This is a genomic window from Rhizobium sp. PK7-22, from assembly GCF_056530405.1.
On sequence record NZ_CP096514.1, the window covers coordinates 3,282,766 to 3,308,914 of the forward strand.

Sequence of the window (26,149 nt, forward strand, 5' to 3'; positions counted from 1 at the left end):
CGAAAGGCCGACTTCATTCGTACCCCTGACGAAGCTCCGCCGACCGCCCGCGATGATCAGCGATACTGGGCCAGAAACGACTTGGCGGCCTGGATCTCGTTCGGGCGCAGTTCATGCCCGCCTGGATGCCACTCGACATCGACCATGTCCCCCTGCCGCCGGAAATAGTCGGCGAGCTGGTTTGTGAGGTCGACCGGCGAGATCGGATCGCGCTCGCCGGCGGTGATCAGGATCCGGCTGCTGGCCTTCCCTGTCCGGTCATTGGGCTCGAAGGGGATCAGCGGATGCATCAGCACCGCCGATTCAAACAGTCCCGGGTTCTCGATCAGGATGTTCGCCAGGATATTCGCGCCATTGGAAAATCCGACGCCGATGACCGGTCCGGACTGATGCCGTTCCCGATTGGCGGCGACGAACTCGCTCATGCGATGGGTGGCACGGGCGAGGTCCTCGCAGTCGTAGACGCCTTCCGCCTTGCGCCGGAAGAATCGCGACGCGCCATGCTCCGAGATGTCGCCGCGGGGCGAGATCACGGTCGCGTTCGGCAGCAGACAGCTGCCGAAATCGAAGAACTGGTTCTCGTCGCCGCCAGTCCCGTGGAAGACGAAGAGGATCGGCGCCCCGGCTTCGCCCGGCTTCGCCCGATGAATGTAACTGTCGTAACTCATGCCATACTCCTTCGAAGACCCAACGCCTCAGGCCTCCAGCGGTTCGAGATGCTGTTCGAGAGTGGATCGCAAATGCTGGTGCTGCTGCGGCAGCTTCAGCGCTTCGCCCAGATGCGCGGTATCCTCGTCGCGGTCGAAACCGGGTTCGTTGGTGGCGATTTCAAACAGCACGCCGCCCGGCGTCCGGAAGTAGATCGCCCAGAAATAGTCCCGGTCGATGACCGGCGTCACCTGGTAGCCCGTGTCCATCAGGGCCTTGCGGACTTCCAGCTGCTTCTCCCGGTTGTCGACGGCGAAAGCAATGTGGTGAACGGAGCCTGCCCCCAGCCTTGCGTCGCTGATGTTCGGCATGGTCTCGATGTCGATGACATCGGCGCCGTTGCCGCCCGCAACGCCAAGCCGCAGCACGCCGTCGCGGCTATCGATCTGCTGGTAACCCATGTACTTCAGGAGCTCGGCAGTGGCCCCTTCGTCGCGCAGGCGAAGCGAGGCGGAATGGAAGCCGCGGATCGCATGGTCCTCGCCGACGCCATTGCCGGTCCAGGGCGCGCGCCCATCGTCCTTCACCTCGACGAGCGCAAAGCCGTCGCCGTCCGGGCCTGCGAAATGCAGGCGGTTCTCGCCGAATGCGGTCTCGGTCTTCAACCCTTCGGCACCGGCCGCCGTCAGCCGTTCGGACCAGTAGCCGAACGAGCCTTCCGGGACGGAGAAGAGGGTCGTCCCCACTTCACCCGTGCCGGGCCGGCCGCGGGCAATGTGTGGAAACGGGAAATAGGTCATCACCGAACCCGGCGTCCCGACTTCATCGCCATAGTAGAGATGGTAGACATCGGGCGCATCGAAGTTGACGGTCTTCTTCACGCGGCGGAGGCCGAGAGTATCGGTGAAGAATTTGTTGTTGGTGCGGGCGCTGGCCGCCATCGACGTGACGTGATGCAGCCCCTTGATCTGGTCGATCATCTGAAACCCTTTCTGGCTCTCTGAGCCTGCTCTGGGATCATAATTGGCGAGTGCCTGCTCTGTTGCATAGGGAACCACACCCGAACGCATCGTTCACCATTTGAAGACTTGGGCCTCGGCACCGTTCAACCATCATGCCTGCTGCGGCAGTTCCCAGTCGATCGGCTCCTTCCCTTTGGAGACCAGGAACGCATTCGTCTTCGAAAAGTGCCCGGAGCCAAAGAAACCATTGTGCGCGGAAAGCGGCGAAGGGTGCGGGCTCCTGAGGACAAGATGGCGCGTCTGGTCGACAAAGGACGCCTTCTTCTGCGCATAGGAGCCCCACAGCAGGAACACGACGCCGTCGCATCGTTCGTTGACGGCACGGATCACCGCATCGGTGAACCTCTCCCAGCCCTTGCCCTGATGCGAGGCGGCACGGGCCTCCTCCACCGTCAGCACGCTGTTGAGGAGCAGCACGCCCTGTCGCGCCCAATGCTCCAGGAAGCCGTGGCGGGCTGGCGCGATGCCGAGGTCGCTCTGCAGCTCCTTGTAGATGTTGACGAGAGAGGGCGGAATGCGCACGCCCGGCTGCACGGAAAAGCAGAGGCCATGCGCCTGCCCGAGACCATGGTAGGGATCCTGCCCGAGGATCACCACCTTCACCTCGTCGAGCGGCGTCAGGTCCAGCGCCCGGAAATATTCACTGCCCTTCGGAAAGATGCGCTTGCCGGCGCTCTTCTCCTCCATCAGGAAGCGGCGCAGCGCACTCATGTACGGATCTTCAAACTCCAGCGCCAGCGCCTGCCGCCAGCTCTCCTCCAGCTTCACGCCCTCGACCATCCCCCACCCCCTACTTGAACCGACCGCCGCGTTGAAGCACCTCGATCTTGTAGCCGTCGGGATCGGTGGCGAAGAAGAAGCGGGCAAACGGCCTCCCGTCATGCGGCATCTCGACGAGCTTTCCGACGCTCAGCCCGAGGTCCGTGAAGCGCCGGTGCTCCGCCTCGGCGTCCTCCACCGAGACCGCCAGATGGCCATAGCCGTCACCGAGATCATAGGGCTGTTCGCGCGTCGCATTCACCGTCAGCTCAAGCTCGAAATCCGTATCCGGATTGGAGAGATAGATCAGCGTGAAGCCGTCGAAGGGCACGCGCTCGGCGACAGTAAGCCCGAAGGCCTTCTCGTAGAAATCGAGCGATCGCTGCTCGTCGAGAACCCGGATCATCGAATGGATCAGCTTTGCCACGGAGGACTCCTGCTTGGAAACATTCCCTATGTATCGGCAACGTTGATGGGATTTCCAGTGCCCGTCGAGGAGATGGGCAAGCTATTCACATCAGGTAGTGTCCGTTGCAGGATTGAATTCGAGGCAGCAGGTGATCATATGGCGGCGATCTCCAGCCGCTTCCGGAAGGTCTCGATGCGCCTCGTCTATCTCGGTCTCGGCTGGCTGCTTGTTGCGATCGGCATCGTCGGTGCCTTCCTGCCGGTGCTGCCGACAACCCCCTTCCTGATCCTGGCGGTCGCCTGCTTTGCCCGCTCCTCGCCGCGGCTGGAGGCCTGGCTGCTGGACCACCCGAAATTCGGCAGGCCGCTTCGGGACTGGCGCGAAAAGGGTGCCGTGCCGCGCAAGGCAAAGATCGCCGCCGTCACCATGATGACGGCAAGCTACGCGATCTTCTGGTTCGGGACCTCGCCGCCCTTCTGGCGGGCCGTACTGGTGGCGGCCATCATGATCGCCCCGGCGATCTTCGTAGTGACGCGGCCCGAACCCGGCGCCTGATCGCAAATCACCGATGCCGCGACTGCGGCAGGACAAAGGGAATATGCGCCGCCGGCAGCCGCCCGACGGCGCCGGCGATGCCGTAGACGCTGCCGATCGTGCGATCGTTGACGGTCTCCATGCAGGCGCCCTCGTCCACGACCCTCCCCTGGTCGAGGACCACCAGATGATCGGCAAACTCCGCAGCGAGGTTCAGGTCGTGGAGGATCGCCAGCACGATGCCGCCGGCAGCGGCGAAGTCGCGGGCGATCTCCAGCACGGAAATCTGGTGCCCGAGATCGAGGCTGGCGGTTGGCTCGTCGAGGAAGAGCGCCCGCGGCATGCCATCGACGACGGAGGTCGGCACCTGCGCCAGCGCCCGGGCAAACTGCACCCGCTGCTGCTCGCCGCCGGAGAGCGAAGGATAGGCCCGCGCCTCGAAGCCGCGCAGACCCACACGCGTCAGCGCCTTGCGCGCCTGTTCCGTCGGCTGCAGCGAACCCTGCGCCACCGCACCCATGCGCACGATCTCGAGCGCGGTGAAGGGAAAGGAAATCTGCACCGCCTGTGGCAGCACGGCCCGGCGCTTGGCCAGATGCGCTGGCGCATGCAGATGGGCCGCCGTGCCGAAATAGGAGACGTTGCCCTCGTCCGGCGCCATCTCGCCTGACAGCACCTTCATCAGCGTCGACTTGCCCGCGCCATTTGGACCGATCACCACCGTGAAGCGGCCGGGATGGAGATCGATGCCGACGTCATCGAGCAGCTTGCGGCCCGATCGCGTGACGGTGATGTTGTCGGCCGAGATCATGGCATGTCCCTCATGCGGATGCCGCCCTTGCCGAGCAGCAGGAAGAGAAAGACCGGCGCGCCGAAGAGCGCCGTGATCACGCCGATCGGCAGCTCCGCCGGCGCCGCCACCGTGCGGGCGACACTGTCGGCGATCAGCAGCAGCGCGCCGCCGCCGAGCGCGGAACCAAGCAGCAGGAACCGGTGGGACGGGCCCATCACCAGGCGCAGCAGATGCGGCACGACGATGCCGACGAAGCCGATCGAACCGGCGACCGCGACCGTCGAGCCGCAGGCGGCCGCCACCGCGATGATGACGATCTTCTTCAGCCGCTGGACGGGGATGCCCATGTGGAAGGCCGCCGCATCGCCCAGCACCAGGGCGTCGAGACCGCGCGCCACGAAGGGAATGATGGCGATCACCACGGCCACGAAAGGCAGAATGGAGAGCACCCTCCCGTAGGTGGCGCCGCCGAGCGATCCGAGGCTCCAGAAGGTGATGTCGCGCAGCTGCCGGTCGTCGGCCATGAAGATCAGCATCCCCATCAGGGCAGCACTCAGCGCACCGATGGCGATGCCCGAGAGGATCAGCGTCGTCGTCGAGGTCCGCCCGTCCTGCGTGGCGATCAGATAAAGCACCCAGGTGTTCACCAGTGCGCCGCAGAACGCCATCAGCGGCAGGAACTGATTGCCGAAGAGAAGGGTGAGCGGCAGGAGAACCGTCGGCCCGAGCACGATCGCCACGACCGCCGCCAGCGCCGCACCGGATGTCACGCCCACGATCCCGGGATCGGCGAGCGGATTGCGAAACAGACCCTGCATCATGGCCCCGGACACCGCCAGTCCCGCCCCCACCAGAAGGCCGAGTGCCGTACGCGGCAGGCGTACCGCCTCGAGAACCACCCTGTCCTGCGCGCTGAGACTGTCGCCATGACCGCTCGCATAGGCCCAGAGTTCGGCGAGCCCGACGCCGGTCGGGCCGCTGCTGAGCGAGACGAGGCTGGCGGCGACCACCAGCAGAACCAGGGCCGCCAGGGCAACAATCCCCTGCAGCGAACGGTCGCCTTCGGTCCTGTCGGCGCGCCAGGGCAAGGTCAGGGTTCTCATCCGCCAAAGGCTCCGGGATAGAGCTGGCTTGCAAGCGCGCGAACCGCGTCGGGCGTGCGCGGGCCGAAGCCGAGGAGGAACAGGCCATCCATGCTGATCAGCGCCTGATTGGCCGCGGCCGGGCTCGTCTGCAGGGCCGGAACCGCAAACACCTGTTCGGGCGTCAGTCTGTGATCACCGCGCTCCATGCTGACGATCACGTCGGGCCTTGCCGCAATGACCGCCTCGTCGCTGAGCGGCTTGTAGCCGGAGATCTCGGGCGCGGCGTTGATGCCGCCGGCCATCTCTATGATGGCGGCCGCCTCCGTGCCGGAACCGCTGGCCATGATCCGGCCGTTGGAGAGCGACAGCACGAACAGCACTCGCTTCTTGGCGCCGTCGAAGGTGGCAATCTCGTCCATTACGGCTTTTAGGTCGGCCCCGGTCTTCTCCGCCAGCACGGAGGCTTCTTCGCCAAGACCGACGGCGGTTCCGACATCGCGGATCTTCTGGAGGATCCCGTCGGTCGTCGCCGGCGTGGGCACCGTGACCATGGGGACGGCGCTGGCTCGGAGGATATCGAGAACCGGCGGCGGGCCGGAGCCCTCTTCGGCGAGGATCAGGTCCGGTTTCTGTGCTAGGATGCCTTCGGCCGACAGCGCACGCATATAGCCCACATCGGGCTTCGACGTCGCATCGGCGGGATAGAAGCTCGTGGAATCGACGGCGGTGATCCGGTCCTGCGCACCGAGCGCATAGAGGATTTCGGTGATCGTGCCGCCGACGGAAACGATCCGCTGCGCCTCGGGATCGCCGGCATCCGACGCCTGTACGGGGACGGCGTAAAACGACGTGACAACCAAGGAAGACGCGATTGCCATGCGAGAGAAATACGATCTGAACATGAGGCCCCTACCAGTCTCCGCCTCAACCGGCGGCTATAACTTGAGTTGACTAGACAAGTTTTTTCGGCTTTTCAAGACAGGGGCTGTTCTATATCTTGAGTGGCAAGAGAAAGATTTGTGAGGGACCTGTAAAATGTACATTGCGATGAACCGATTTCGTGTCGTGCCGGGCTGCGAAGAAGCCTTCGAAGCCATGTGGCGCGGCCGCGAGGGCCGGCTGGCGGAAATGCCAGGCTACGTGGAATTCCACATGCTGAAGGGCCCCAAGGCCGAGGATCACACCCTCTATGCCTCGCACACGGTGTGGGAGAGCTTCGAGCATTTCCAGGCATGGACGAAGTCGGAACAGTTCCGCGCCGCCCACGCCAAGGCCGGCGAGAACCGCGGCAAGATCGAATACCTCTCCGGCCCCCACTTCGAGGGCTTCGAGGTTATCATCCATGAAGACCGCAAGGGCGTCCGCAACGCCGATGCGGCGTGAGGGCACCATGACCCTTGCTGCTCAAACCGCCGATGATCGCCGCGAACGGGCGCTTGCGGCACTCGCCGCCAAGCCCGATGGCGTGGTGGAGGCGATCGCTGCGTCAGCCGACGTGACGCCTGCGGAGATCCTCGACATCCTGCCGAAAGGTGCCGCGGTGGTGACCGCCAGCGCGGCGTTCGGTGACATCTGGACCGACATGACCGGCTGGGGAGAGGTTCTCTTCATCGTCCACACGGACGACATCGTGCTGGAAGCGGAAGGCAGCCTGCCGCAGGGATCGGAAGGACACGGCTGGTTCAACATCCACGGCGACAGCCCGATCGGCGGACATATCCGCAAGGAGAACTGTGCCTCGATCACCTTCGTCGACCGCCTCTTTCACGGCCGCCGTTCCTGCTCCGTCTGGTTCATGAACCAGAAGGGGGCGCCGATGTTCAAGGTCTTCGTCCGCCGCGACGAGCAGCGCGAACTAAAGGCCGACCAGCTGGCCCGGTTCGAGGCCCTGCGCGACGGCTATCTCGCGTAGCCGACGCGCTTCCACAGGTTCCGGCTGGGTCAGATGGCCGGAACCCACTTCCAGAACACGCCTTCCTGACGCTCCGGATAATATTTGAACTCGCATTCGAAGCGGCGCCCGTAACTTTCCGCAGCCGTCAGCGCCTCTGCACTCACCGGGTTCATGCCTGTTCCCGGGGCGAACCAGTCCTCCAGCAGGTCATCCGGGACATAGGTCCCGACCCGAAGCGGCATGGCGGTCAATGTCGTGTCGAGTTCTTCGGGCGGCATGTCGGTCCTCCGTGGTCAACCTTGTCTCTGGCACTCCTGTCCCCTGCGTTTCTAGGATACGCATGGGTCCCCCGCCAGCAGCATAGCGTCACACTCCGGTGAATGCACCTGCTGGCCGCCGGTGGAACGATACCTATTCGGACGCATGCTGCGGCTTGCCCTTCCGCTTGGTGGAAGCCATGTCATGCAGCTCCTTCTCGCTCATGGATTTTTCCATGCTCTTCGAGGCGCCCTGCAGCTCGCTCTTCTTCATGTCGCCGCGCTTGGCGGCCAGCGCCGCACCTGCAGCCTTTTGCTGTGCTTTCGATTTTGCCGGCATCATCGCCTCCTTGCGTTGAACCCTCCGTTCAACAGCCAGGGTGCCCTCGGGTTCCCGACAGCCTGCGGAACCAACTGGCGCGCGCTTCCGTTGGGCTGGCAGATTCTGAAAGGAAGGACATCACCATGGATGCCAAGGATAAAATCGCCGACACCTCCAACCCGTCCGCCCGCTTCGAACAGGAAGGCCGCGAACGCGTCGACGACGCGCTGCACGCGCAGACGGATATGACCAGCCAGAAAGCGGTCAAGGAAGCCTCCAGGCTCGGCGGCGGCGACACCTATCTGGTGGAGACCGATCTCGAGGAGGCCGATCAGAGCGAAGGCGTCGAGAACGAGGACGGCAGCATCAGCGCGCTGGCAAACTCTGGAAACCAGGAACGCTAGAGGCATCTCCGGCGGCGCGCGCCATCGCTCTTTCCGGCACGATGGCCGCCCCTTGGAACCGGACGCCGAACGCGGCGTTGCTCCGCCGTTTATCCGGGAGATCATATGAACGCCGAAGCCATGCCGCCTCAGATCGACCAACAGCGTGACCGCATGGAGACCATGCCTCACGTGGAAGCCAAGGCCGCGCCGACGCTCTCGGACGCCGGCGCCGAAGCCTTCGTCCGCGAGGCGATCGATGAGCTCGTGGCCTGCGGGATCCCTTTCCTGCTCGCCGGAACCTATGCCGTCAGTGCCTATACCGGCATCTCCCGCCCCACCAAGGATCTGGACATCTTCTGCCGCGCCGGCGACTACGCCCGCATCCTCGCGCACTTCAAGGCAAAGGGCTATGACATAGAGGTCGAAGACGACCGCTGGCTCGGCAAGGTCATCAAGGGCGACTACTTCTTCGACGTGATCTTCGCCGGCTCCAACGGCACCATGCCGATCGGCGACGCCTGGTTCGAGCACGCTCGCCAGATGGAGCTGAACGGGCACCAGGTCCGGATCATCGCGCCCACCGAACTCGTCTGGTCGAAATGTTTCGTCCAGCTGCGCCACCGCTACGATGGCGGTGACGTCGTGCATGTCATGCTGCGCGCCCACGACCAGATCGACTGGCAGCGGCTGCTCAACCACATGGAAGTCCACTGGGAGGTGCTGCTGATCCACCTCCTCAACTTCCGTTGGATCTATCCCACCGAGCGCGACAAGGTGCCGGAATGGCTCCTCGACGAACTCTTGGATCGTCTGCAGGCACAGCGTCAGCTGCCGCTGCCGCAGATGAAGATCTGCCGCGGGCGCATGTTCAGCCGCGTCGATTTCGAGATCGACGTGAAGGAATGGGGCTTTGCCGATATGGGCGGCGAAGGAGAGCCGCGCGAGGGCACAGAGAAAGAAAAGGCGGAAGGAGGATCGGCGTGAGCAAGTCGACGGGCAGCAAGGGCGAAACCGGGAAAAGCGGAACCAAGAAGGCCGACGGCAAGCAGCGGATTGCAGCCATGGGCGACCTTCACGTCAAGGAAACCGGAACGGAGTCCTTCAAGGACCTGTTTACGGAAATCTCGCAGGCCGCTGATATCCTTGTTCTCACGGGCGACCTGACCGATCTCGGCAAGCCGAAGGAAGCAGAACTGCTGGCCGCCGACCTGCGCGCCTGCACGATCCCCGTCGTCGCCGTCCTCGGCAACCATGATTACGAATGCGGCCACATCGAGGAGGTCAAGGCGATCTTAAAGGATGCGGGCGTCCAGCTGCTGGAAGGCCAGGCGATCGAGATCAACGGCGTCGGCTTTGCCGGCGTCAAGGGCTTTGCCGGCGGCTTCGGACGCTACATGCTCGGTTCCTTCGGCGAACCCGCGATCAAGGCGATGGTGGCCGAAAGCGTCGAGGAGACGATGCGGCTGGAGAACGCGCTCCGCCAGGTCCGCTCCGAGCGCGCCATGGTGGTGCTGCACTACGCGCCCATCCCCGAAACGGTCGTGGGTGAACCCCAGGAGATCTATCCCTTCCTCGGCTCCTCCCGGCTGGCGGAAACCATCGACCGCTTTCCCGTCTCGGCCGTCGTTCATGGCCACGCCCACCGTGGAACCTATGAAGGCCGCACGCCCGGCGGTGCCCCCGTCTACAACGTCGCCTCCCATATCGAGAAGCCGACGGGCCGGCCGTATGCCCTGCTGGACCTCTAGCGGAACATCCGGTCTTGCCGGATGTTCGACAGGTATCAAGGAGGACCACCCATGGCAGACCAGAAGAACCACCCCGAGCAGGATCCCGCGGAAGGCTCCCGCGAAACCATCGACCGCGAACTCGCCCGCCAGGACAAGAAGGCGCAGGAGAATGGTCGCAAGGTGAAGGACGATGACGGCGAATTGAAGCGCTGAACGCCGCTTGATGAAGGCGTTGGCTCCAAAGTCCGGAAATCGATTTTAAGTTGTGCCCTTGGCGGGAAGCTCTGGAACAACAGGCTTCCTCGCTCGTTTGATCCGTCTCATCATCAGGGGTAATCCATGACGTCTGCCATCCAAGCCGCAAGCGAATTTCGCGCCTTTCCGAAGACCTGGGGAGCGGAATTCACCGCCGCCGGCGAAGTCCGCTTCCGGCTCTGGGCGCCGGGTCAGAAGGAGGTCGTCCTTCGCCTCGGCACCAGCGAGACGCCGATGAGCCGCAGCGATGACGGCTGGTTCGAGCTGCTGGCAACTGGCGTATCGGCTGGCGCTGAATACTGCTTCGTGCTGTCGGACGGCATGACCATTCCCGATCCCGCCTCGCGCGGTCAGAAGGATGAGGTCAGCGGCGCCTCCCTCGTCATCGACCCGACCAACTACGAATGGCAGAACGCCAGCTGGAAGGGCCGGCCGTGGGAGGAAGCGGTCCTCTATGAATTCCATGTGGGGACCTTCACCGAGGAAGGCACCTTCCGCGCCGCCATCGAAAAGCTGCCGCATCTGGCGGAACTCGGCATCACCGCCGTGGAAATCATGCCGGTCGCCCAGTTCGCCGGCAACCGCGGCTGGGGCTACGACGGCGTGCTGCTTTACGCCCCCCACAGTGCCTATGGCACGCCGGAGGACATGAAGGCCTTCGTCGATGCCGCCCATGGCCACGGGCTGATGGTCTTCCTCGACGTCGTCTACAACCACTTCGGCCCGGACGGGAACTACCTGCCGCTGATAGCACCAAGCTTCTTTCATCAGGAAAAGCACACGCCCTGGGGAGCCGCTATCGCCTATGAAACGGAGGCGGTGCGCCGGTTCTTCATCGAGAACGCCCTCTACTGGCTCGAGGAATTCCAGATCGACGGCCTTCGCTTCGACGCGATCGACCAGATCGCCGACGACGAGTCTGAGAAGCATCTTCTGGTGGAGTTTGCCGAACGCATCCGCGCCGAGTTTCCCGACCGTCACATCCACCTGGCGACCGAGGATGCCCGCAACATCATCTCGTTGCATGAGCGCGATGCCGATGGCGGCGTGCCCCGCTTCACCGCAGAGTGGAACGACGACCTGCACAATGCCATCCACGTCTATGCCACCTGCGAGACCGACGGCTACTACAAGGATTTCGCCGACAAGACCGAATATTTCGTGGCCCGGACGCTGGCGGAAGGCTTCGCCTTCCAGGGCGAAACGTCCAGGCACAGCGGCGAGGCCCGAGGTGTCGACAGCACCGGCCAACCGCCGGTCGCTTTCGTGGACTTCATCCAGAACCACGACCAGGTCGGCAACCGCGCCTTCGGCGACCGCCTGCTGACGCTGGCCGGGCCAGAGAAGGTCAAGGCGCTTCTGTCGATGCTCCTCCTGTCACCACATATCCCGCTTGTCTTCATGGGCGAGGAATATGGCGAGACCCGCCCCTTCCAGTTCTTCACAGACTTTCATGGCGAACTCGCCAAGGCTGTGCGTGATGGACGACGCAGGGAGTTCGAAGGCCACGCCGGCCATGGCCACGAGGAAGAGGAGATTCCGGATCCCAACGCTCTGACGACATTCAGCGACTGCAGGCTCGACTGGGCCAAGCCCCAGACGTCCGAGGGTGGCGAATGGATGGCGCTGACGAAGCAGCTTCTCAAGCTTCGCCGCGAGATCATCGTTCCGATGATCCGCACCGCGCGCGAGGCCGGCGGCACGATCGTGGAAGCCGCCGATGGCCTGGTCGCCGTTCGCTGGAGCTTCCCCGATGGAGAGCTCGGAATGGCGATCAACCTGGGGTCGGAACCAAAGCCGCTCCCGGACCTGCCCGGCACGCAGATCCACAGCTACCCCCTAGGGGCGGCCGCAGATGATATCCTCGCCGCCAATTCGGTTGTCGTGACCGCCGCCACGGGAGCCCGCGCGTGAACATTCCCTCCTCGACCTACCGCATCCAGTTTCGCGACGGGATGACCTTCGATCGTGCCGCAGCATTGGTGCCTTACCTGAAGCGTCTCGGCATCAGCCATTTCTACGCCTCGCCGATCTTCACGGCGACGACTGGCTCCACGCACGGCTATGACGTGACCAATGCCAACGAGTTCGATCCGGTTCTCGGCGGCCGCGAAGGTTTCGACCGGATGTCGCAGGCCTTGCAGCAGCACGGGCTCGGCCTGATCCTCGACATCGTGCCGAACCACATGGCCTCCTCTTTGGAGAACCCCTGGTGGCGGGATGTCGTGGAGCATGGCGAAGACAGCCGCTACGCCCGCTATTTCGACATCGACTGGAGCCGGCGGCTGACGCTCCCCTTCCTCGGCGACACCTTCGAGAAGGTACTTGAGGCGGGCGACCTGTCGATCAAGGCCGACCCGAATACCGGCAAGCCGGCACTCGCCTATTACGATACCTGCTACCCCTTGAAGCCCTCCACCTATGAAGGCCGCGAGCAGGCGGTGCTGTCGATCACCGCGAAGACGGAGATTGCCGAGCTTCACGAGCAGCAGCCGTGGCGGCTGATGTCGTGGCGCGATGCGCCGCGCGAGCTCAGCTATCGCCGCTTCTTCGAGATCACCGGACTGGTCGGCCTGCGGGTCGAGGATCCGGAGGTCTTCGCCGACGCCCACCGCCTCGTTCTCGACCTGGTCCGGGACGGTCGCGTCGACGGACTGCGGATCGACCACGTCGACGGGCTGGCGGATCCAAAGGCCTACTTGGAGCAGCTTCGCGAGGCGGCAGGGCCGGACACATACATCGTCGTCGAGAAGATCCTCGGCGAAGGCGAGCAGCTCCCGGACGACTGGCCGATCTCCGGCACCACGGGCTACGAGTTCATCGGCGCACTGAGCAACGCCCTGGTGGACGGCGAAAAGACGGAGGCCCTGACCCACGCCTACGAGGCCGTCTCCGGCCGGCAGACGGACCCGATGGAAGATCTGCGCGACGCGAAACTGTCGATGGCGAACAACAACTTCGAGGGCGAAGTTGCGGCGCTGCAGAAGCTGGCTCTCGCACTGCATGAAGCCGAGGGCGGCTCCGGAACGATCGAAGCGCGCGCCATGCACAACGCGCTGCGCGAGCTGCTCGTCGCTTTCCCCGTCTACCGCACCTACGGTACAGCGGACGGCATGACGCAGGCAGACCAGACCCGCCTCGGCGACATCGTCTCGTCGGTCGAAAGCGGACCTCATGCACCGGACAAGGAGGCACTGACCTTCATCCAGCGCATTCTCCTGGGAGACGTCGGCGCCGCGCAGGCCGACAAGGCCAGCCTCTTCCGCACGCGCTTCCAGCAACTCACCGGCCCGCTGATGGCAAAGTCGCTCGAAGACACGCTGTTCTTCCGCCATCATCGCCTGCTGGCGCTGAACGAGGTAGGCAGCGAGGCCGCGCCGCCAGCTGCATCGCTCACGCACTTCCACGAGGAGATGCGGACCCGCCTGAAGCACCAGCCTCACGCGCTGTCGGGAACTTCCACCCACGACACAAAGCGCGGTGAAGATGCCCGCGCCCGCCTCTATACCCTCAGCGAAGCACCTGAGGTTTGGTCCGAAGCTGTCACCCGCTGGCGCGACATGAACGCCACGCAGGTCCGTGCACTGAAGGACGGACCGGCGCCGGAACCCGCCATGGAATGGATGCTCTACCAGGCACTTGCGGGCGCTTGGCCGGTAGACCTTCGGCCGGAAGACACGGCAGGACTGAGGGCGCTCGAAGAGCGTTTTCTCGCCTTTGTGGAAAAGGCACTGCGCGAAGCCAAGCAGCGGACGAGCTGGAACGAGGTGAATGAACCTTACGAAACGGCCGTCAAGGATTATGCCACCCGCCTTCTGGACCCGGAGAACGACGACTTCCTTTCCGATTTCGTCAACACGCTATCCCCCTTCGTCCGTGCCGGCCTCGTCAACGGCATCACCCAGACGCTGATCAAGCTGGTGGCGCCCGGCGTACCCGACATCTATCAGGGCGCCGAACGTCTCGACCTCAGCCTTGTCGATCCCGACAACCGCCGGGCACCCGATTTCAACATACTGACCGAAACCAGCGACGGAATGCTGCTGTCGGCCGATGAGGAAAACTGGCGCAGTGGCCGATTGAAACAGATGGTGATTGCCAGGGTCCTGAACCTCCGCCAGCAGCAGCCCGAGCTCTTCTCCTCCGGCAGCTACATGGCTCTTGAGCCGCATGGCAAGCGCGCCGACAATCTGGTTTCTTTTGCGCGAAGCGTCGGAGATGCGTCCCTCGTGCTGATCGCTCCGCGGCTGGTTCTGAGTGCGTTTCGCCAAGGCGGGATTTCGATGTCGGACAAATGGGCAGATACGGAATTGCCGCTTCCCGATGAGCTACGGGGACGCCGCTACCGCGAGATCTTCAGCGGTCGGGCATTCGAACCGTCCACGAGCCTTTCGGTCGGCTGGGCTTTCGCTGATCATCCGTTCGCACTCCTGGTCTCGGAGTAACCGGGAGGCACGAAAAAAGGACGCCAATCATCATGATTGGCGTCCTTTTTCTCTCCTGGCGGAGACTGTCCCTTGTTAGCCGAGGCCGACGAAGGACAGGATAGCGAGAACGATTACAACTGCTCCAACAAGCCATACGATGCTGTTCATGTCTTTCTCCTTATGAATGCTGATACTACGAATTAAGCGAAACCGACCAGGTTCAGAACGGCGATCACGATGACGACCGCGCCGACCAACCAAACGATACTGTACATGGCTTTCTCCTGTGGCTCTCGGCAAGGTGAACGGCAAGGCGCACAAAAGGTTCCAAAGGGATGCCGCGGGAACAATCGTCCGCGGGGCGGGGTTCACCGGTTACAGTGGTGGAACCTTGCAGCGAAGAACCATGGGGGTGGGTATGGCAGAAGAGCACGTCCAGCAGTCACGATTGCAGGCAAAACCTGACCGCGTCGTCATAGTCGGCGCAGGCTTTGCGGGCCTCGCCTGCGCCCGCGAACTCGGCAACACCGATATCGATGTCACTGTCGTCGATCGCCGCAACCACAACCTCTTCCAGCCGCTCCTCTATCAGGTCGCCACCGCCGCCCTCTCCCCGGCTGACATTTCCGAACCGATCCGCCGCACGCTGGGACGCTACCGCAATATTCGGGTCGTCCTGGCTGAAGTCGCCGGCGTGGATGCGGGCGCGAAGACGATCCGTTTTGAAGATGGCGGCAGCCTCTCCTACGATCACCTCGTGATCGCCACGGGATCGGAGTATAACTACTTCGGTCACGACGACTGGCGCGCCTGGGCTCCGGGCCTCAAGACCATCCATGAAGCCCGGCTGATCCGCCAGCGGCTGCTGCTCGCCTTCGAAAAAGCGGAACTCTCGCGAGATCCGGAGGAGAAGAAGGCGCTGTTGACCAGCATCGTGATCGGCGGCGGCCCGACCGGCGTCGAAATGGCGGGCGCCATTGCCGAACTCGGGCACTTCATGATCACCCGGGACTTCCGCGATCTCTCGCCCGCAGATTTTCGGGTGGTCCTGATCGAGGCCGCACCGCGCATTCTGGGTGCATTTCCGGAGGAACTGGCCGGGTATGCGGAACGCACCCTGGCCAAGGCGGGCGTGCAGGTTCTGACGAACACGCCGGTGGACAGGATCACCAAGGACGAGGTCGTTGCCGGGCCCAACACCTTCCGCACCGGCTGCATCGTCTGGGGCGCCGGCGTGAAGGCTTCGCCTGCGGCCGGCTGGCTGGGGATCGAAGGCAAGGCCGGTGGGCGCATTCCCGTCGAGCCCGACCTTTCCGTCACCGGATTTCCCGGTATCCATGCGATTGGCGATACCGCCCTTGGCCTCGGAGAAGAAGGAAAGCCGCTCCCTGCGCTGGCGCAGGTGGCCAAGCAGCAGGGACAATACCTCGGACAATCGCTGCGCCGCAGGATCCTGGAAGACCGCCAGCCGGAGCCCTTCCGTTTCAACAACCGTGGCAATACGGCGGTCATCGGCCGCAACGCGGCGATCTTCGACTTCGGGCGCTGGCAATTGAAGGGCCGGCTGGCCTGGCTGCTCTGGGCAATCGTCCACGTCTACCTGCTGGTCAACTTCGAAAAGCGTCTGCTCGTCAGCATCCAGTGGATCTGGCGGTACGTGACGCGCCAGCGTGGCGCCCGGCTGATCGATGAGAATGCCGCCGTTGAAGTCCCGGCATCGACTGAAAGGACAGAGACATGAACACCGCCAATCCGCAACTTGAAGGCCTTTATCTTGCCGTCGCTTCCATAAATCGGCTGCTCGTGGACAAGGGCCTTGTCACGCACGACGAAATTCAACGCGCGCTGCAGAATGTCGAACGTGCAGTCTTGGACGATACGCATCTCCTCGACATCTCGGGTTCTCACCAGATGGCGGTCGCCTTCCCGATCCGCGTCCTGCTGCTCGCAAACGAGGCGTCGGAGCGGGGCGATACCTTCGATTTCAAGGATCTCGCCAGCGAGGTGGGACGCCGCACCTGAGGAGGCACCATGACCGGCACGGAACCTTCAAAGGCTGCAGCCATCCCGGTCGACGGCGCCTGGGACGCGACTTTTTCGCTGCTTCGCGAAGGCTATCACTTCATCCCAAACCGGTGTCAACGACTGGGGAGCGACATCTTTCGGTCCCGTCTGACGCTGACCGAGGTGATCTGCATGCAGGGCCCACGGGCGGCAGAACTCTTCTACGGCAATGCCGCGCTCACCCGCCAGGGATCGATGCCGCAGACGGTGCTCCGGCTGCTTCAGGACAAGGGCAGCGTCCAGCAGCAAGATGGCGAGACCCACCGTCATCGCAAGAGCCTGTTCGTCGCGATGCTCATGGCGCCCGACAGGGTCGGACGGCTGACGGCCATCTTCCGCAGCGAGTGGCACGCCCAGCTGCGGCACTGGCAGGACCGGGATCAGATCGTCCTGATCGACGAGGTGAACCGGATCCTGGCGCGCGCCGTGTGCCAATGGGCGGGGATACCCATCGGCGACAGTGACGAGACAACCACGGAGCTGGCCGGCATGGTGGAACACGCCGGCCATTTCCGCCCGCGCACGATTGCTGCCCTGTGGCGCAGGCGGCGCGCCGAGCGTCACGTCCGGCAGATGGTCGAAGACGTCCGGTCAGGTCATATTCCCACAGATCCGGACGGCCCCGTCTACCAGGCAGCCACCTTCCGCGATCTTGACGGGCAGCAACTGACGGCGGAGGTTGCCGCCGTCGAGGTCCTCAACGTGCTGCGGCCGGTGGTGGCAATTGGCCGCTTCATCGTCTTTGCTGCACTCAGGCTGCACCAGAAATCGAACTGGGCGGAAACCTTTCGCAACGGTGGCGACGAAAACCTGGAGGGGTTTGCGGAGGAAGTCCGGCGATCGAGCCCCTTCTTTCCCTTTGTCGGCGCTCGCGTGAAGGAGAATATTGAATGGCAGGGCCATGCCCTTCCCAAGGGGCAATGGCTGCTGCTCGATCTCTACGGCACGACCCATGATCCGCAGTTGTTTCCGCAGCCGCAGGAGTTTGATCCGGAGAGGGAGATTTCCTGGCGCGATCAGGGCTTTGACTTCATTCCCCAGGGAGCAGGACCGGTTGCGACGACGCACCGCTGTCCCGGCGAGATGATCACGGTGGAGCTGCTGAAGGAATCCATCCGGTTGCTGTGCCGGGAGATGGACTATCGGGTGCCGCAACAGAACCTGTCGGTGAGGATGAACCGCGTTCCGGCGCTGCCGGAAAGCGGTTTCGTCATGACCGATGTCAGGGCGCGATCCTGAGGAGACCGCGCCCGATGCCGATCAGATGATCGGCTTGCCGCCGGTCACGGCGATGGTCGCGCCGGACACATAGCTCGACCGCGGCTCGGCCAGCATCACGTAGGCGGTTGCCAGTTCGGCCGGCTGCCCGGGCCGCTGCATCGGCACCTGCGTTCCGAACTGCTTCAGCCGGTCGCCCGTCATCGTCGACGGGATCAGCGGCGTCCAGATCGGGCCGGGCGCGACGCAGTTGGCGCGGATTTCCTTCTCCGCCAGAAGCTGCGCCAGACCGCCCGTGAAGTTCTGGATGGCGCCCTTGGTCGTGGCATAGGCCAGCAGGCTGGGGCTTGGTGAATCCGAGTTGATCGAGGCGGTATTGATGATCGCGCTGCCCGGCTTCATGTGCGCCACGGCCGCCTTCGTCAGATAGAACATTGCGTGGATGTTGACCCGGAAGGTCAGCTCCCATTCCTCATCGGTGATGTCGTCGATCGACGAGAAGGTCGCCTGGTGGGCGGCGTTGTTGACGAGGATGTCGATGCCGCCGAGTTCGCTCACAGCCGTCTCGATGATGCTGCGGCAGTGTTCGGCCGACTGGATGTCGCCGGCAACGAGAACAGCCTTGCGACCCGCCTTCTCGACGTGACGCTTGGTTTCTTCGGCGTCCTCGTCCTCGTTGAGATAGGACAGCACCAGGTCGGCGCCCTCTCTTGCATAGGCGATTGCCACGGCGCGGCCGATGCCGCTGTCGGCGCCGGTGATCACGGCCTTCAGACCGGCCAGCCGCCCAGACCCCTCGTAGCTGTCTTCACCATGGTCGGGAACGGGATTCATGTCGCGGGTGCGGCCCGGCATGGGGATTGGCTGCTGTTCTTCGAACGGCGGCTTGGGATACTGGCTCATGGAAATCCTCTCGTGCTGTCGGTGTCAGGTGACCTGTCCAACCGCAGCAGCCGGTCTATGTTCCCCAGAGATTTCTGATGCATGGCCCACCGGCTGCATCTTCATGAATAACATCAACAACAATGTCTTCTTCAGGAACAGTGGGCGCTTAATTTTGTTCGACGGCCATATGCAGCAATCGTCGTCGGCGGTCTGCGACTGGGTACCTACGAAAGAGAGGACAGTATGGACGTTGTCATCATCGGAGCCGGATATGTCGGCCTGACCACCGGAGCCTGCCTTGCCGAGCTGGGCCACACCGTCACCTGCGTCGACACGGATGCGCTGAAGGTCGCCAGGTTGAAGCGTGCCGAGGTTCCGATCTATGAGCCCGGCCTGTCGGAACTGATCCGCAAGCACGTGGACGCAGGCCGCCTATCCTTCTCCGACGATGCAGCCTCCGCCGCCCCCGGCGCAGACGCCCTGTTCATTGCGGTCGGAACGCCCTCGGCATCGGACGGCGACATTGATCTCTCCTATGTCAAGGATGCCGCCTCTGGCGTGGCGCTGCTCCTCAAGAAGGACGCCGTCATCGTCATCAAGTCTACGGTGGTCGCAGGGACTGCACGGATGGTCAGCGACCTGGTGGAGGCGGTCCGAGGCCGCAAGGACGTGTCAGTCGGCTCCAACCCCGAATTCCTGCGCGAGGGCTCCGCCATCCGCGACTTCCTGGAGGCCGACCGGATCGTCGCAGGCGCCGACGACAGCAGGGCTGCCGATGTTCTGGCAAGGCTCTACGAGCCCCTGCGCAACAGGGGAATTCCCTTTGTCACGACGAGCACCATCAACGCGGAAATGATCAAATATGCCGCGAACGCCTTTCTGGCGCTGAAGATCGGCTTCATCAACGAGGTGGCCAATCTCTGCGAAGCGGCAGGCGGCGATGTGGCGGCAGTGGCGGACGGCATCGGCCTTGACCGCCGCATCGGCCGCGCCTTCCTCAATGCCGGCCCCGGCTTCGGCGGCTCCTGCTTTCCCAAGGATACCCGCGCCTTTGCAGCGATCGGTCGCCGCTTCGGACAGCCGCAGGAGATCGTCGAGACACTGATCAGCCGCAACGAGATCCGCAAGGCCGAAATCGCCAACCGGATCCTCGCCGAACTCAAGGGAAGCGGCCGGCGGGCTGCGGTGTTGGGCACCGCCTTCAAGGCCAATACGGACGACGTACGGGATTCCGCGGCGCTGACGATCATACCGCTTCTGGTGGAAGCGGGAGTGAAGGTGACCGCCCATGACCCGAAAGCCCGTCAGGTGACGGAACGCCACGTGGAGGGCATCTCCTGGTCCAACTGCCCCTATGAGGCCGCCCGCGGTGCGGACGTTGTGGTGATCCTGACGGAATGGGACGACTATGCCCGGCTGGACCTGGAGCGCCTGTCCCGGTCCATGGCCGGCCAGTCGGTCATCGACTGCCGTAACCTTTTCGAGCCACAGGATGTCACGCGCCACGGCCTGAAATACATCAGCATCGGCCGCAGCACTGCCACACCGATCATGAAGACCAACGGCCGGCGTGCCGGTGCCGGAAACGGCAACTGGAACGAGATTGCCGCAGCGCCGGTCTGAGCTTCGGGTCGAGACCAGCCATAAAGAAAGGGCGCGGCCGGAGCTGCGCCCTTTTGGTATCGGATGGCTGTCAGCCGGTTATGCGCCAGGTGTCGCAAAGCCGTCGCCGCCGCGCAGCCGCCGCAACTGGTTGACGATGCGAAGCGACCCTGAGGCGCGTGCCGCGGAGAAATCGGAGCTTTTCGACAAGATCAGCAGCATGTCCTCTGCCTCGTCTGCCGAAATGGTCCCGCGGGCCGCGAGTCCGTCGATCAGCAGCAGCATCACCCCCTCGAGGGCCAAAGCCCTTCGGTGGCTTTCCTTGTCGTTTTCATTTTCTTTTTCAAGCATGTCAGGCTCCCTGCTGGCTACCTGACGAATTGATTGGCGAACGAAAGGTTCCGACTAATCCTCGGCTTTCCGGCTGGCGGCAGCGTCTGGCGAGACTTGTGCCTCATTCGAACGGTCGATCGTGCCCTGCTCGGCCTTGTAGAAATACTGGCTGGCCACAAGCCAACCCTTTAGCGGACGCAGCGGCGGGATGCAGGTCAGCAGCATGAACGGCAGGGACGTCAGTGCGTGCACCCAGAACGGCGGCTGGAACACAACCTCGATCCAGACAGCAAGCGCCACGCTTGGGACGCAGGCAAAGCAGATGACGAAAAAGGCAGGACCATCGGCCGGGTCGGCGAACGAGTAATCGAGGCCGCAGACCTCGCAGCTGGGCCGCAGCTTCAGGAACCCGTCGAACAGATGCCCCTGCCCGCATCTTGGGCAGCGCCCTCGGAGGCCGGTCGTGACAGGGGACAGGGGAGCCCATTGCGCATCTGATGTCATGCTCAGTCCTTCTCGTAAACTGCGTCTGAGATACGTCCGAACCCGATCCGGCAGCAAGGGTTTCCTCCACCCAGCGTCAATCTGACCTGCCATTTGCCAGAACAGCCTCGGGAACATTTCCACTTCGCCCCCGGTTTGGCGCAGAAGATTCCAAGGCCATGGCGGCATCCTCGCCGTTCTGTCCCCCTCAAGGAGAAGACGATGAACCCCACCCCCACCAGGAAAGGACTGGCGGTCGTCACGGGCGCCTCGACCGGCATCGGCTATGAACTGGCCAGATGCGCCGCGGAAAACGGCTACGACCTCGTGATCGCTGCCAACGAGCCTGAGATTCAGGACGCGGCCATGAAGCTGAAGGAATTCGGCGTGCAGGTGGAGGCCATGCAGGTGGACCTTGCGACGCCGGACGGCGTCCGCCGCTTCGTCGACGGAATTTCCGCCGCCGGCCCCGTCGATCTCCTGATGGCCAATGCCGGTGTCGGTCTCGGCCACTCCTTCCTCGATCAGGATCTGGACGATGCGCAGCGGGTGGTCGACACCAACGTCACGGGCACCATCCGCCTCGTCCACGCCATCGGCAACCGGATGCGGGCGCGCGGCGAGGGTCGAATTCTCTTCACCGGCTCGATCGCCGGCTTCATGCCGGGCGCCTACCAGGCCGTCTACAATGCCACCAAGTCCTTCATCAACAGCTTCTCCTTTGCCCTGCGCGACGAGTTGAAGGACAGCGGCGTCACCGTAACCTGCCTGATGCCGGGTCCGACGGACACCGAGTTCTTCGAACGCGCCGACCTGCTCGACACGGCCGTGGGCCAGGGCAAGAAGGACGATCCCGCATTCGTCGCCAAGGCCGGCTTCAAGGCGATGATGGATGGCGAGGGTGATGTCGTCGCCGGCTGGAAGAACAAGGTCATGTCCGCCGTCGCCAATGTCACGCCGGCCGGAATGCTCGCCGGGCAGCATCGCAAGATGGCCGAGCCCGGCAGCGGAACCTGAACCTCAGGAGCCCCGTGTGTAGCGGGGCTCCTCTTGCATTCAGTCGTCCACGAACGGCCACCCACGATAGACCCGCCGGGTCACGAGCTTCAGGCTGCGGTCCGGCTGGATGATATAGCGTTCCTCGACCCGTTGGCCGAACTCGTTTCGGAACTGGTGGTTGACGGGACTGCCGATCGGCGCCTTGGTCAAGCGCGTCCGGGGTTGCCCGCCATAGGTGATGCTGCCGGGAATGGGTTCGAGACCCGGCGCATCGGGCGAAACCGAGGTGCAGCCGGCCAGCGCGATTGCAAGCCCGACGATAGGAATGAACTGTCTCAACAGGCACCTGACCTTTCTTCTGTTCAGCAACGCTTAACACCGCCCGCATACGCGAGTTCCAGGTCTCACATGCTTCCGGCGCGTAGCCGGTTATGAACGGCGACAGCCGCGACCTCTCCATGCGCCATGGCAACTCCGAGCTGGTTCAGCCCCGTGACCACATCACCGACGCCAAAGCAACCCTCGACATTGGTTTCCTGGTGCGGCCCGGTGTTGATGCGACCGTCCTCCTCGAGCCGGACCCCGAGCTGTGCAGCCACCTGCGAACGTGGCCTGACACCGAGCGCAGCATAGACGATGACGCCATCGAACATCTTGCCGCTGCCAAACATCATGTCCATCTCATCCTCCCCGGCTTTCGTCACCGACGAAAGTGGCTCGACGACCACTTCGATACCCTCTTCCCGCAGGGCCGCCGCCGTCTCCTCGTCCCACTGCTGCGTCTCGCCGAGCGTTGCGATCGCGATGGTGGGCGTGAAGGTCTTCAGGAAGCGCGCTTCCGCGACCGCTCGCATGGTCGCACCGATGACCACTGCCGGTCGCCCGGCGATCTCGTAGCCGTCGCAGATAGGGCAGATCCGCAGGTATCCCTCCGCCACCAGATCATGGGCATGTTCGAAAGGCGGCATGTTGTCTTCCAGTCCCGTGGCGAAGATGACGTTCTGGGCCAGGACGAGCCGCCCGCCGATCTCCGTCTTGAAGAAGCCGTCTCCCGTGCGTTCGAACCGCGCTGCGTCACCCTCGACCACCGGCACGTCAAGTTCGGCGATCTGCTCGCGCATCCGGGCAAGCAGGTCGCGGCCCTTCACACCGCCGGGAAAGCCCGGATGATTGTAGGAACGCGGAATGAGGCGTGCCCGGCTGCGGCCGCCGTCGACCAGCAGGGTCTTGCGGTTCATCCGCGCCAGATAGATCGCGGCCGTCATTCCACCCGGACCACCGCCGAGGATGATACAGTCGAACGGGCTGTCGGAATCGGCGCGCTCGTCCGAGCCTTTGCCAAGCATATGTGGTCTCCTCGGATTTGATCTTCGGCAAGCGCCGTTAACTCGGTCGGAGCGGCGGAAGTTCCAGTTCGGCGCCACGCCTGCGGCATCGCTTCAGAAGTAACCTCGTGTCGCTGAAACGGATATTCCAGGCAGCAGACCAAATTTAGGGCACCATGCCTATTGCGGCGGCATATCCTCTGCTAGTCCTCGGTTTCCAGCACCACGACCGGGTCCATGTCCTTTCTCCGACGTCTCAATCCATCGATCGTCCCCGTAAGCCCTGCCGAGCGTATCCGCGCCTCCGTCGGTGCGCTGCTCGGCATTCTCCTGACCGGCCTGCTGAGCCGGCTGGCGCTCGGCGATAGCGGCGCCTTCCCGCTGTTGATCGCGCCCATGGGAGCCTCCGCGGTCTTGCTGTTTGCTGCCCCGAGCAGCCCCCTGGCCCAGCCCTGGTCGATCCTCGGCGGCAATGTCGTCTCTGCGACGATTGGAGTCACCTGTGCACTGCTGATCGAGGATCCGGTGATTGCCGCCAGCACGGCGATCGCCGTCTCCATCGGGTTGATGCTGCTTCTCAACTGCCTGCATCCGCCAAGCGGGGCCGTGGCGTTGACCGCAGTGCTTGCCGGCACCAGCATCCAGGAATGGGGCTACTGGTTCGTGCTCTCGCCGGTCGGCCTGAACACGGTCCTGCTGCTGGCGAGCGCCTATGCCTTCAACAACCTCACCGGTCGCCGCTATCCGCATCTTGCCCCTGCAGTATCACCTTCGGCTTCCGGTGGCGGCAACGCTGCGACGGCACGTCGTCCGCTCGGCGTTGTACCGGAACACCTCCGCGCCGTGCTGGAGCAGTACGATGAAGTGGTCAACGTCAGCCCGGAAGATCTCGATGCGCTTCTGCACGCCGCGCAGATCCGCGCCTATGAACGCCGCTCCGGGGAGATCACCTGTGGGCAGATCATGTCCCGCGATGTCGTCACCATCGCACCGCAGACAAGCCTGCGCCGCGCTTGGCAGCAGCTGATGCGAAGCCCGCACAAGGCGCTTCCGGTGGTGGATGCGGACGGCGAGCTGGTGGGTATCGTCACGCAGACGGATTTCATGCGCATGTCGGTATTGAACGAGCATGGAACCTTGACCCTGCGCGCCAAGGCCGGTCGCATCCTCCCGAACAACAGCGCCCCGCGCAGTGTCGCGGATGTGATGACGCGGCGTGTTCAATCGGCGCTGCCGGAAACCATGATCGCCAAGCTCGTGCCGCCTATGGCCGACATGGGCCTGCATCACATGCCTGTCGTAGATCACTGCAATCATGTCGTCGGCATCATTACGCAGTCGGATCTCATTGCGGCTCTTTTCCAATGCCAGCGGACACCGCTTGCAGACGACGGCACGACACCGGCCGTGGCTGGATAAATGCCTACTCGGGCAACCTATGGCAATTTACCAAAGACTTAAATTGTTGCGGCTTATAGTTGAATGCAGCGCAACATAGGTTCAGAATGGCATCTGGCTCGGAAAATATAGTCTTACGGAGCAAGTTAGGGGGTGCCATGCGAAACAAACTTGCGGCCATGGCAAATACGCTTGCTCAGGATGATACGGTGGCCAGCGACGAGATTGCCGCTGCCATCGATTACATGGAAGTCAAGATCCGGACTGCGGAGGCTCGCAATGAGCCTGTACCCTTCGTTGCCTTCAGGACCAGGACCATCCTGACGATTGCCTTGAAGCTGCGTCAGGAGTCGGACCTGTCCCTGTAATGCTATAGCTGTCACAGGACCGAAGAGCGCAACTCTATGGCGACACCTGCCTGCGAGATACCTGGCGGTCGAACAGGCTATCTCAAGTGCCGACTGCCGCCTCGCGCCCTTTGATCGCCGCTTTAGGAACCTTCCGCCACATCTGCGGTTTGCGACGCAAGGACGGAGAAAAGGCTTTGGACTGGAGCGAACTTTTTTTTCAGGGTTGGTCGGGCATTGTCCGGACGGTGATCGTCGGAACGCTTGCCTATGTCGTGCTGGTCTTGTTCGTGCGTATCTCCGGCAAGCGCACGTTGGCCAAGATGAACGCCTTCGACCTGGTGGTCACCGTCGCCCTCGGCTCGACATTGTCGGCCGTCCTGCTTCAGGAAAGCATTGCGCTGGCGGAAGGCGCCACGGCGCTCGGCCTTCTCATTGCGCTTCAGTATCTTGTCACCTTTCTTTCTGTGCGCTCCAAGGATTTCGCCAAGTTGGTGCGGTCACAACCGACGTTGCTGGCCCGCAGCGGAAGCTACTGCAGCGCTGCCCTCCTCGACCAGCGGCTGACGGAAGATGAGGTCCTCTCCGCCGTCCGCTCGCAGGGCCTTGACGCACTCGACCAGGTGGAAGCGGTCATCCTCGAAAGCGACGGTTCGCTCAGCGTCATTCCGCGCAAGGGGTGACCGACAAAGCAACTCTCCGAGCGTTCGCCAGAACGCACCTGTGGCGCTCCGATTCGCGGGTGACTGCTACTTGTAGATCGGCGTCGTCGCCGGCGGTTCGTAGTAGGAAGGCTCGGTCGTAGTGCAGCCGACCAGGGTGACGACGGCGATCAGGATGATAAGTCTCACGGTATTCTCCTTAGATAGTTCTTTGCGATGTGGATCGAACGGGGGGCTATGCCCCTGCCATGACTTATAGGGCGGCGATGAACGAGAGGACTGTCCGGAAATGGGCTGCCTGAGGAGCTACTT

The 26,149-nt window shown here is 63.4% G+C and carries 31 protein-coding genes; 17 read left to right on the top strand and 14 right to left on the bottom strand.

Translation table 11 applies throughout. From position 1 onward, the window contains the following. Positions 1-56: 56 nt before the first annotated feature. The 4 genes from M1E10_RS20855 to M1E10_RS20870 all read right to left on the bottom strand — a co-directional run bounded on the left by M1E10_RS20855 (position 57) and on the right by M1E10_RS20870 (position 2,856). Complete coding sequence (locus M1E10_RS20855) at positions 57-668, bottom strand: alpha/beta hydrolase (RefSeq protein ID WP_499174701.1); 612 nt, start codon at positions 666-668, stop codon at positions 57-59. Positions 669-695: 27 nt separating this feature from the next. Then, entirely contained in the window at positions 696-1,628 is a 933-nt protein-coding gene (locus M1E10_RS20860) for a VOC family protein (RefSeq protein ID WP_499174702.1), read from the bottom strand. Between the two features lie 132 nt (positions 1,629-1,760). Beyond that, the gene (gene ung / locus M1E10_RS20865; protein ID WP_499174703.1) at positions 1,761-2,450 is read right to left on the bottom strand and encodes a uracil-DNA glycosylase; all 690 of its coding nucleotides are present in this window, start codon (positions 2,448-2,450) and stop codon (positions 1,761-1,763) included. Between the two features lie 10 nt (positions 2,451-2,460). Next, positions 2,461-2,856: a VOC family protein gene (locus M1E10_RS20870; protein ID WP_499174704.1), complete on the bottom strand. Its 396-nt coding sequence runs from the start codon at positions 2,854-2,856 to the stop codon at positions 2,461-2,463. Between the two features lie 174 nt (positions 2,857-3,030). On the opposite strand from M1E10_RS20870, the gene M1E10_RS20875 reads away from it, so the two are divergent. Further along, entirely contained in the window at positions 3,031-3,393 is a 363-nt protein-coding gene (locus tag M1E10_RS20875) for a YbaN family protein (RefSeq protein WP_499177248.1), read from the top strand. Positions 3,394-3,400: 7 nt separating this feature from the next. Here M1E10_RS20875 and M1E10_RS20880 read toward each other — a convergent pair whose 3' ends face one another. The 3 genes from M1E10_RS20880 to M1E10_RS20890 are packed head-to-tail and all read right to left on the bottom strand — an operon-like array spanning position 3,401 to position 6,128. Further along, positions 3,401-4,183: a heme ABC transporter ATP-binding protein gene (locus tag M1E10_RS20880; RefSeq protein ID WP_499174705.1), complete on the bottom strand. Its 783-nt coding sequence runs from the start codon at positions 4,181-4,183 to the stop codon at positions 3,401-3,403. Then, positions 4,180-5,268: a FecCD family ABC transporter permease gene (locus M1E10_RS20885; RefSeq protein WP_499174706.1), complete on the bottom strand. Its 1,089-nt coding sequence runs from the start codon at positions 5,266-5,268 to the stop codon at positions 4,180-4,182. The genes M1E10_RS20880 and M1E10_RS20885 overlap by 4 nt, the downstream gene beginning before the upstream one ends. Then, positions 5,265-6,128 carry a heme/hemin ABC transporter substrate-binding protein gene (locus M1E10_RS20890; protein ID WP_499177249.1) on the bottom strand — a complete coding sequence of 288 codons (864 nt, stop codon included), beginning with the start codon at positions 6,126-6,128 and terminating at the stop codon, positions 5,265-5,267. The genes M1E10_RS20885 and M1E10_RS20890 overlap by 4 nt, the downstream gene beginning before the upstream one ends. Before the next feature lie 157 nt (positions 6,129-6,285). Here M1E10_RS20890 and hmuQ point away from each other — a divergent pair, with 157 nt between their 5' ends. Both hmuQ and hutX read left to right on the top strand, forming a co-directional pair. Next, complete coding sequence (gene hmuQ / locus M1E10_RS20895; protein ID WP_499174707.1) at positions 6,286-6,633, top strand: antibiotic biosynthesis monooxygenase family protein; 348 nt, start codon at positions 6,286-6,288, stop codon at positions 6,631-6,633. A gap of 7 nt (positions 6,634-6,640) precedes the next feature. Further along, positions 6,641-7,162 carry a heme utilization cystosolic carrier protein HutX gene (hutX, locus tag M1E10_RS20900; RefSeq protein ID WP_499177250.1) on the top strand — a complete coding sequence of 174 codons (522 nt, stop codon included), beginning with the start codon at positions 6,641-6,643 and terminating at the stop codon, positions 7,160-7,162. Positions 7,163-7,191: 29 nt separating this feature from the next. Here hutX and M1E10_RS20905 read toward each other — a convergent pair whose 3' ends face one another. After that, positions 7,192-7,422, bottom strand: a complete 231-nt coding sequence (locus M1E10_RS20905) for a hypothetical protein (protein ID WP_499174708.1) — start codon at positions 7,420-7,422, stop codon at positions 7,192-7,194. Positions 7,423-7,555: 133 nt separating this feature from the next. Then, positions 7,556-7,741: a DUF3008 family protein gene (locus tag M1E10_RS20910; RefSeq protein WP_029616820.1), complete on the bottom strand. Its 186-nt coding sequence runs from the start codon at positions 7,739-7,741 to the stop codon at positions 7,556-7,558. Between the two features lie 125 nt (positions 7,742-7,866). Between M1E10_RS20910 and M1E10_RS20915 the strand changes: the two genes are divergently transcribed. The 9 genes from M1E10_RS20915 to M1E10_RS20955 all read left to right on the top strand — a co-directional run bounded on the left by M1E10_RS20915 (position 7,867) and on the right by M1E10_RS20955 (position 17,824). Beyond that, positions 7,867-8,127: a hypothetical protein gene (locus tag M1E10_RS20915; RefSeq protein WP_499174709.1), complete on the top strand. Its 261-nt coding sequence runs from the start codon at positions 7,867-7,869 to the stop codon at positions 8,125-8,127. Positions 8,128-8,280: 153 nt separating this feature from the next. Further along, entirely contained in the window at positions 8,281-9,093 is an 813-nt protein-coding gene (locus M1E10_RS20920) for a nucleotidyltransferase family protein (RefSeq protein ID WP_499177251.1), read from the top strand. A 77-nt stretch (positions 9,094-9,170) separates the two neighbouring features. Then, positions 9,171-9,857 (top strand): metallophosphoesterase family protein, encoded by a 687-nt coding sequence (locus M1E10_RS20925; RefSeq protein WP_499177252.1) that lies wholly within the window; start codon positions 9,171-9,173, stop codon positions 9,855-9,857. A gap of 51 nt (positions 9,858-9,908) precedes the next feature. Further along, positions 9,909-10,052, top strand: coding sequence for a hypothetical protein (locus tag M1E10_RS20930; RefSeq protein WP_499174710.1), 144 nt, complete (start codon positions 9,909-9,911; stop codon positions 10,050-10,052). 126 nt (positions 10,053-10,178) lie between these two features. Beyond that, positions 10,179-12,008, top strand: a complete 1,830-nt coding sequence (treZ, locus tag M1E10_RS20935; protein WP_499174711.1) for a malto-oligosyltrehalose trehalohydrolase — start codon at positions 10,179-10,181, stop codon at positions 12,006-12,008. Next, positions 12,005-14,539, top strand: a complete 2,535-nt coding sequence (gene treY / locus M1E10_RS20940) for a malto-oligosyltrehalose synthase (RefSeq protein ID WP_499174712.1) — start codon at positions 12,005-12,007, stop codon at positions 14,537-14,539. The genes treZ and treY overlap by 4 nt, the downstream gene beginning before the upstream one ends. Positions 14,540-14,939: 400 nt before the next feature. Next, entirely contained in the window at positions 14,940-16,262 is a 1,323-nt protein-coding gene (locus tag M1E10_RS20945; protein ID WP_499174713.1) for an NAD(P)/FAD-dependent oxidoreductase, read from the top strand. Continuing rightward, the gene (locus M1E10_RS20950) at positions 16,259-16,543 is read left to right on the top strand and encodes a hypothetical protein (protein WP_499174714.1); all 285 of its coding nucleotides are present in this window, start codon (positions 16,259-16,261) and stop codon (positions 16,541-16,543) included. The genes M1E10_RS20945 and M1E10_RS20950 overlap by 4 nt, the downstream gene beginning before the upstream one ends. Before the next feature lie 9 nt (positions 16,544-16,552). After that, positions 16,553-17,824 carry a cytochrome P450 family protein gene (locus tag M1E10_RS20955; RefSeq protein ID WP_499174715.1) on the top strand — a complete coding sequence of 424 codons (1,272 nt, stop codon included), beginning with the start codon at positions 16,553-16,555 and terminating at the stop codon, positions 17,822-17,824. Positions 17,825-17,845: 21 nt separating this feature from the next. Here M1E10_RS20955 and M1E10_RS20960 read toward each other — a convergent pair whose 3' ends face one another. Further along, on the bottom strand, positions 17,846-18,706 hold the full coding sequence (locus M1E10_RS20960) for a Rossmann-fold NAD(P)-binding domain-containing protein (protein ID WP_499174716.1): 861 nt from the start codon (positions 18,704-18,706) through the stop codon (positions 17,846-17,848). Positions 18,707-18,931: 225 nt separating this feature from the next. On the opposite strand from M1E10_RS20960, the gene M1E10_RS20965 reads away from it, so the two are divergent. Further along, positions 18,932-20,311 (top strand): UDP-glucose dehydrogenase family protein, encoded by a 1,380-nt coding sequence (locus M1E10_RS20965; RefSeq protein WP_499174717.1) that lies wholly within the window; start codon positions 18,932-18,934, stop codon positions 20,309-20,311. 78 nt (positions 20,312-20,389) lie between these two features. On the opposite strand, the gene M1E10_RS20970 is transcribed toward M1E10_RS20965, so the two are convergent. Next, complete coding sequence (locus M1E10_RS20970) at positions 20,390-20,641, bottom strand: hypothetical protein (RefSeq protein ID WP_499174718.1); 252 nt, start codon at positions 20,639-20,641, stop codon at positions 20,390-20,392. 54 nt (positions 20,642-20,695) lie between these two features. Continuing rightward, positions 20,696-21,127, bottom strand: a complete 432-nt coding sequence (locus tag M1E10_RS20975) for a DUF983 domain-containing protein (RefSeq protein ID WP_499174719.1) — start codon at positions 21,125-21,127, stop codon at positions 20,696-20,698. Positions 21,128-21,328: 201 nt separating this feature from the next. Between M1E10_RS20975 and M1E10_RS20980 the strand changes: the two genes are divergently transcribed. Then, positions 21,329-22,123, top strand: coding sequence for an SDR family NAD(P)-dependent oxidoreductase (locus tag M1E10_RS20980; protein WP_499174720.1), 795 nt, complete (start codon positions 21,329-21,331; stop codon positions 22,121-22,123). A 39-nt stretch (positions 22,124-22,162) separates the two neighbouring features. On the opposite strand, the gene M1E10_RS20985 is transcribed toward M1E10_RS20980, so the two are convergent. Together M1E10_RS20985 and M1E10_RS20990 are read right to left on the bottom strand one after the other, a co-directional pair. Beyond that, on the bottom strand, positions 22,163-22,432 hold the full coding sequence (locus M1E10_RS20985) for a hypothetical protein (RefSeq protein ID WP_499177253.1): 270 nt from the start codon (positions 22,430-22,432) through the stop codon (positions 22,163-22,165). Positions 22,433-22,509: 77 nt separating this feature from the next. Next, positions 22,510-23,451 (bottom strand): NAD(P)/FAD-dependent oxidoreductase, encoded by a 942-nt coding sequence (locus tag M1E10_RS20990; protein ID WP_499174721.1) that lies wholly within the window; start codon positions 23,449-23,451, stop codon positions 22,510-22,512. A 216-nt stretch (positions 23,452-23,667) separates the two neighbouring features. Between M1E10_RS20990 and M1E10_RS20995 the strand changes: the two genes are divergently transcribed. The 3 genes from M1E10_RS20995 to M1E10_RS21005 all read left to right on the top strand — a co-directional run bounded on the left by M1E10_RS20995 (position 23,668) and on the right by M1E10_RS21005 (position 25,858). Continuing rightward, complete coding sequence (locus M1E10_RS20995) at positions 23,668-24,849, top strand: HPP family protein (protein WP_499174722.1); 1,182 nt, start codon at positions 23,668-23,670, stop codon at positions 24,847-24,849. Between the two features lie 137 nt (positions 24,850-24,986). Beyond that, positions 24,987-25,196 (top strand): hypothetical protein, encoded by a 210-nt coding sequence (locus tag M1E10_RS21000; RefSeq protein ID WP_499174723.1) that lies wholly within the window; start codon positions 24,987-24,989, stop codon positions 25,194-25,196. A 176-nt stretch (positions 25,197-25,372) separates the two neighbouring features. Then, positions 25,373-25,858 carry a DUF421 domain-containing protein gene (locus tag M1E10_RS21005; RefSeq protein ID WP_499174724.1) on the top strand — a complete coding sequence of 162 codons (486 nt, stop codon included), beginning with the start codon at positions 25,373-25,375 and terminating at the stop codon, positions 25,856-25,858. Positions 25,859-26,149: the final 291 nt, after the last annotated feature.

Excerpts from the sequence above, each read along its gene's own strand:
- M1E10_RS20855 (WP_499174701.1), bottom strand. The coding sequence starts at position 668 with ATGAGTTACGACAGTTACATTCATCGGGCGAAGCCGGGCGAAGCCGGG.
- M1E10_RS20860 (WP_499174702.1), bottom strand. The coding sequence starts at position 1,628 with ATGATCGACCAGATCAAGGGGCTGCATCACGTCACGTCGATGGCGGCC.
- ung (WP_499174703.1), bottom strand. The coding sequence starts at position 2,450 with ATGGTCGAGGGCGTGAAGCTGGAGGAGAGCTGGCGGCAGGCGCTGGCG.
- M1E10_RS20875 (WP_499177248.1), top strand. The coding sequence starts at position 3,031 with ATGCGCCTCGTCTATCTCGGTCTCGGCTGGCTGCTTGTTGCGATCGGC.
- M1E10_RS20880 (WP_499174705.1), bottom strand. The coding sequence starts at position 4,183 with ATGATCTCGGCCGACAACATCACCGTCACGCGATCGGGCCGCAAGCTG.
- M1E10_RS20885 (WP_499174706.1), bottom strand. The coding sequence starts at position 5,268 with ATGAGAACCCTGACCTTGCCCTGGCGCGCCGACAGGACCGAAGGCGAC.
- M1E10_RS20890 (WP_499177249.1), bottom strand. The coding sequence starts at position 6,128 with ATGGCAATCGCGTCTTCCTTGGTTGTCACGTCGTTTTACGCCGTCCCC.
- hmuQ (WP_499174707.1), top strand. The coding sequence starts at position 6,286 with ATGTACATTGCGATGAACCGATTTCGTGTCGTGCCGGGCTGCGAAGAA.
- hutX (WP_499177250.1), top strand. The coding sequence starts at position 6,641 with ATGACCCTTGCTGCTCAAACCGCCGATGATCGCCGCGAACGGGCGCTT.
- M1E10_RS20905 (WP_499174708.1), bottom strand. The coding sequence starts at position 7,422 with ATGCCGCCCGAAGAACTCGACACGACATTGACCGCCATGCCGCTTCGG.
- M1E10_RS20910 (WP_029616820.1), bottom strand. The coding sequence starts at position 7,741 with ATGCCGGCAAAATCGAAAGCACAGCAAAAGGCTGCAGGTGCGGCGCTG.
- M1E10_RS20915 (WP_499174709.1), top strand. The coding sequence starts at position 7,867 with ATGGATGCCAAGGATAAAATCGCCGACACCTCCAACCCGTCCGCCCGC.
- M1E10_RS20920 (WP_499177251.1), top strand. The coding sequence starts at position 8,281 with ATGGAGACCATGCCTCACGTGGAAGCCAAGGCCGCGCCGACGCTCTCG.
- M1E10_RS20925 (WP_499177252.1), top strand. The coding sequence starts at position 9,171 with ATGGGCGACCTTCACGTCAAGGAAACCGGAACGGAGTCCTTCAAGGAC.
- M1E10_RS20930 (WP_499174710.1), top strand. The coding sequence starts at position 9,909 with ATGGCAGACCAGAAGAACCACCCCGAGCAGGATCCCGCGGAAGGCTCC.
- treZ (WP_499174711.1), top strand. The coding sequence starts at position 10,179 with ATGACGTCTGCCATCCAAGCCGCAAGCGAATTTCGCGCCTTTCCGAAG.
- M1E10_RS20945 (WP_499174713.1), top strand. The coding sequence starts at position 14,940 with ATGGCAGAAGAGCACGTCCAGCAGTCACGATTGCAGGCAAAACCTGAC.
- M1E10_RS20950 (WP_499174714.1), top strand. The coding sequence starts at position 16,259 with ATGAACACCGCCAATCCGCAACTTGAAGGCCTTTATCTTGCCGTCGCT.
- M1E10_RS20955 (WP_499174715.1), top strand. The coding sequence starts at position 16,553 with ATGACCGGCACGGAACCTTCAAAGGCTGCAGCCATCCCGGTCGACGGC.
- M1E10_RS20960 (WP_499174716.1), bottom strand. The coding sequence starts at position 18,706 with ATGAGCCAGTATCCCAAGCCGCCGTTCGAAGAACAGCAGCCAATCCCC.
- M1E10_RS20965 (WP_499174717.1), top strand. The coding sequence starts at position 18,932 with ATGGACGTTGTCATCATCGGAGCCGGATATGTCGGCCTGACCACCGGA.
- M1E10_RS20970 (WP_499174718.1), bottom strand. The coding sequence starts at position 20,641 with ATGCTTGAAAAAGAAAATGAAAACGACAAGGAAAGCCACCGAAGGGCT.
- M1E10_RS20975 (WP_499174719.1), bottom strand. The coding sequence starts at position 21,127 with ATGACATCAGATGCGCAATGGGCTCCCCTGTCCCCTGTCACGACCGGC.
- M1E10_RS20980 (WP_499174720.1), top strand. The coding sequence starts at position 21,329 with ATGAACCCCACCCCCACCAGGAAAGGACTGGCGGTCGTCACGGGCGCC.
- M1E10_RS20990 (WP_499174721.1), bottom strand. The coding sequence starts at position 23,451 with ATGCTTGGCAAAGGCTCGGACGAGCGCGCCGATTCCGACAGCCCGTTC.
- M1E10_RS20995 (WP_499174722.1), top strand. The coding sequence starts at position 23,668 with ATGTCCTTTCTCCGACGTCTCAATCCATCGATCGTCCCCGTAAGCCCT.
- M1E10_RS21000 (WP_499174723.1), top strand. The coding sequence starts at position 24,987 with ATGCGAAACAAACTTGCGGCCATGGCAAATACGCTTGCTCAGGATGAT.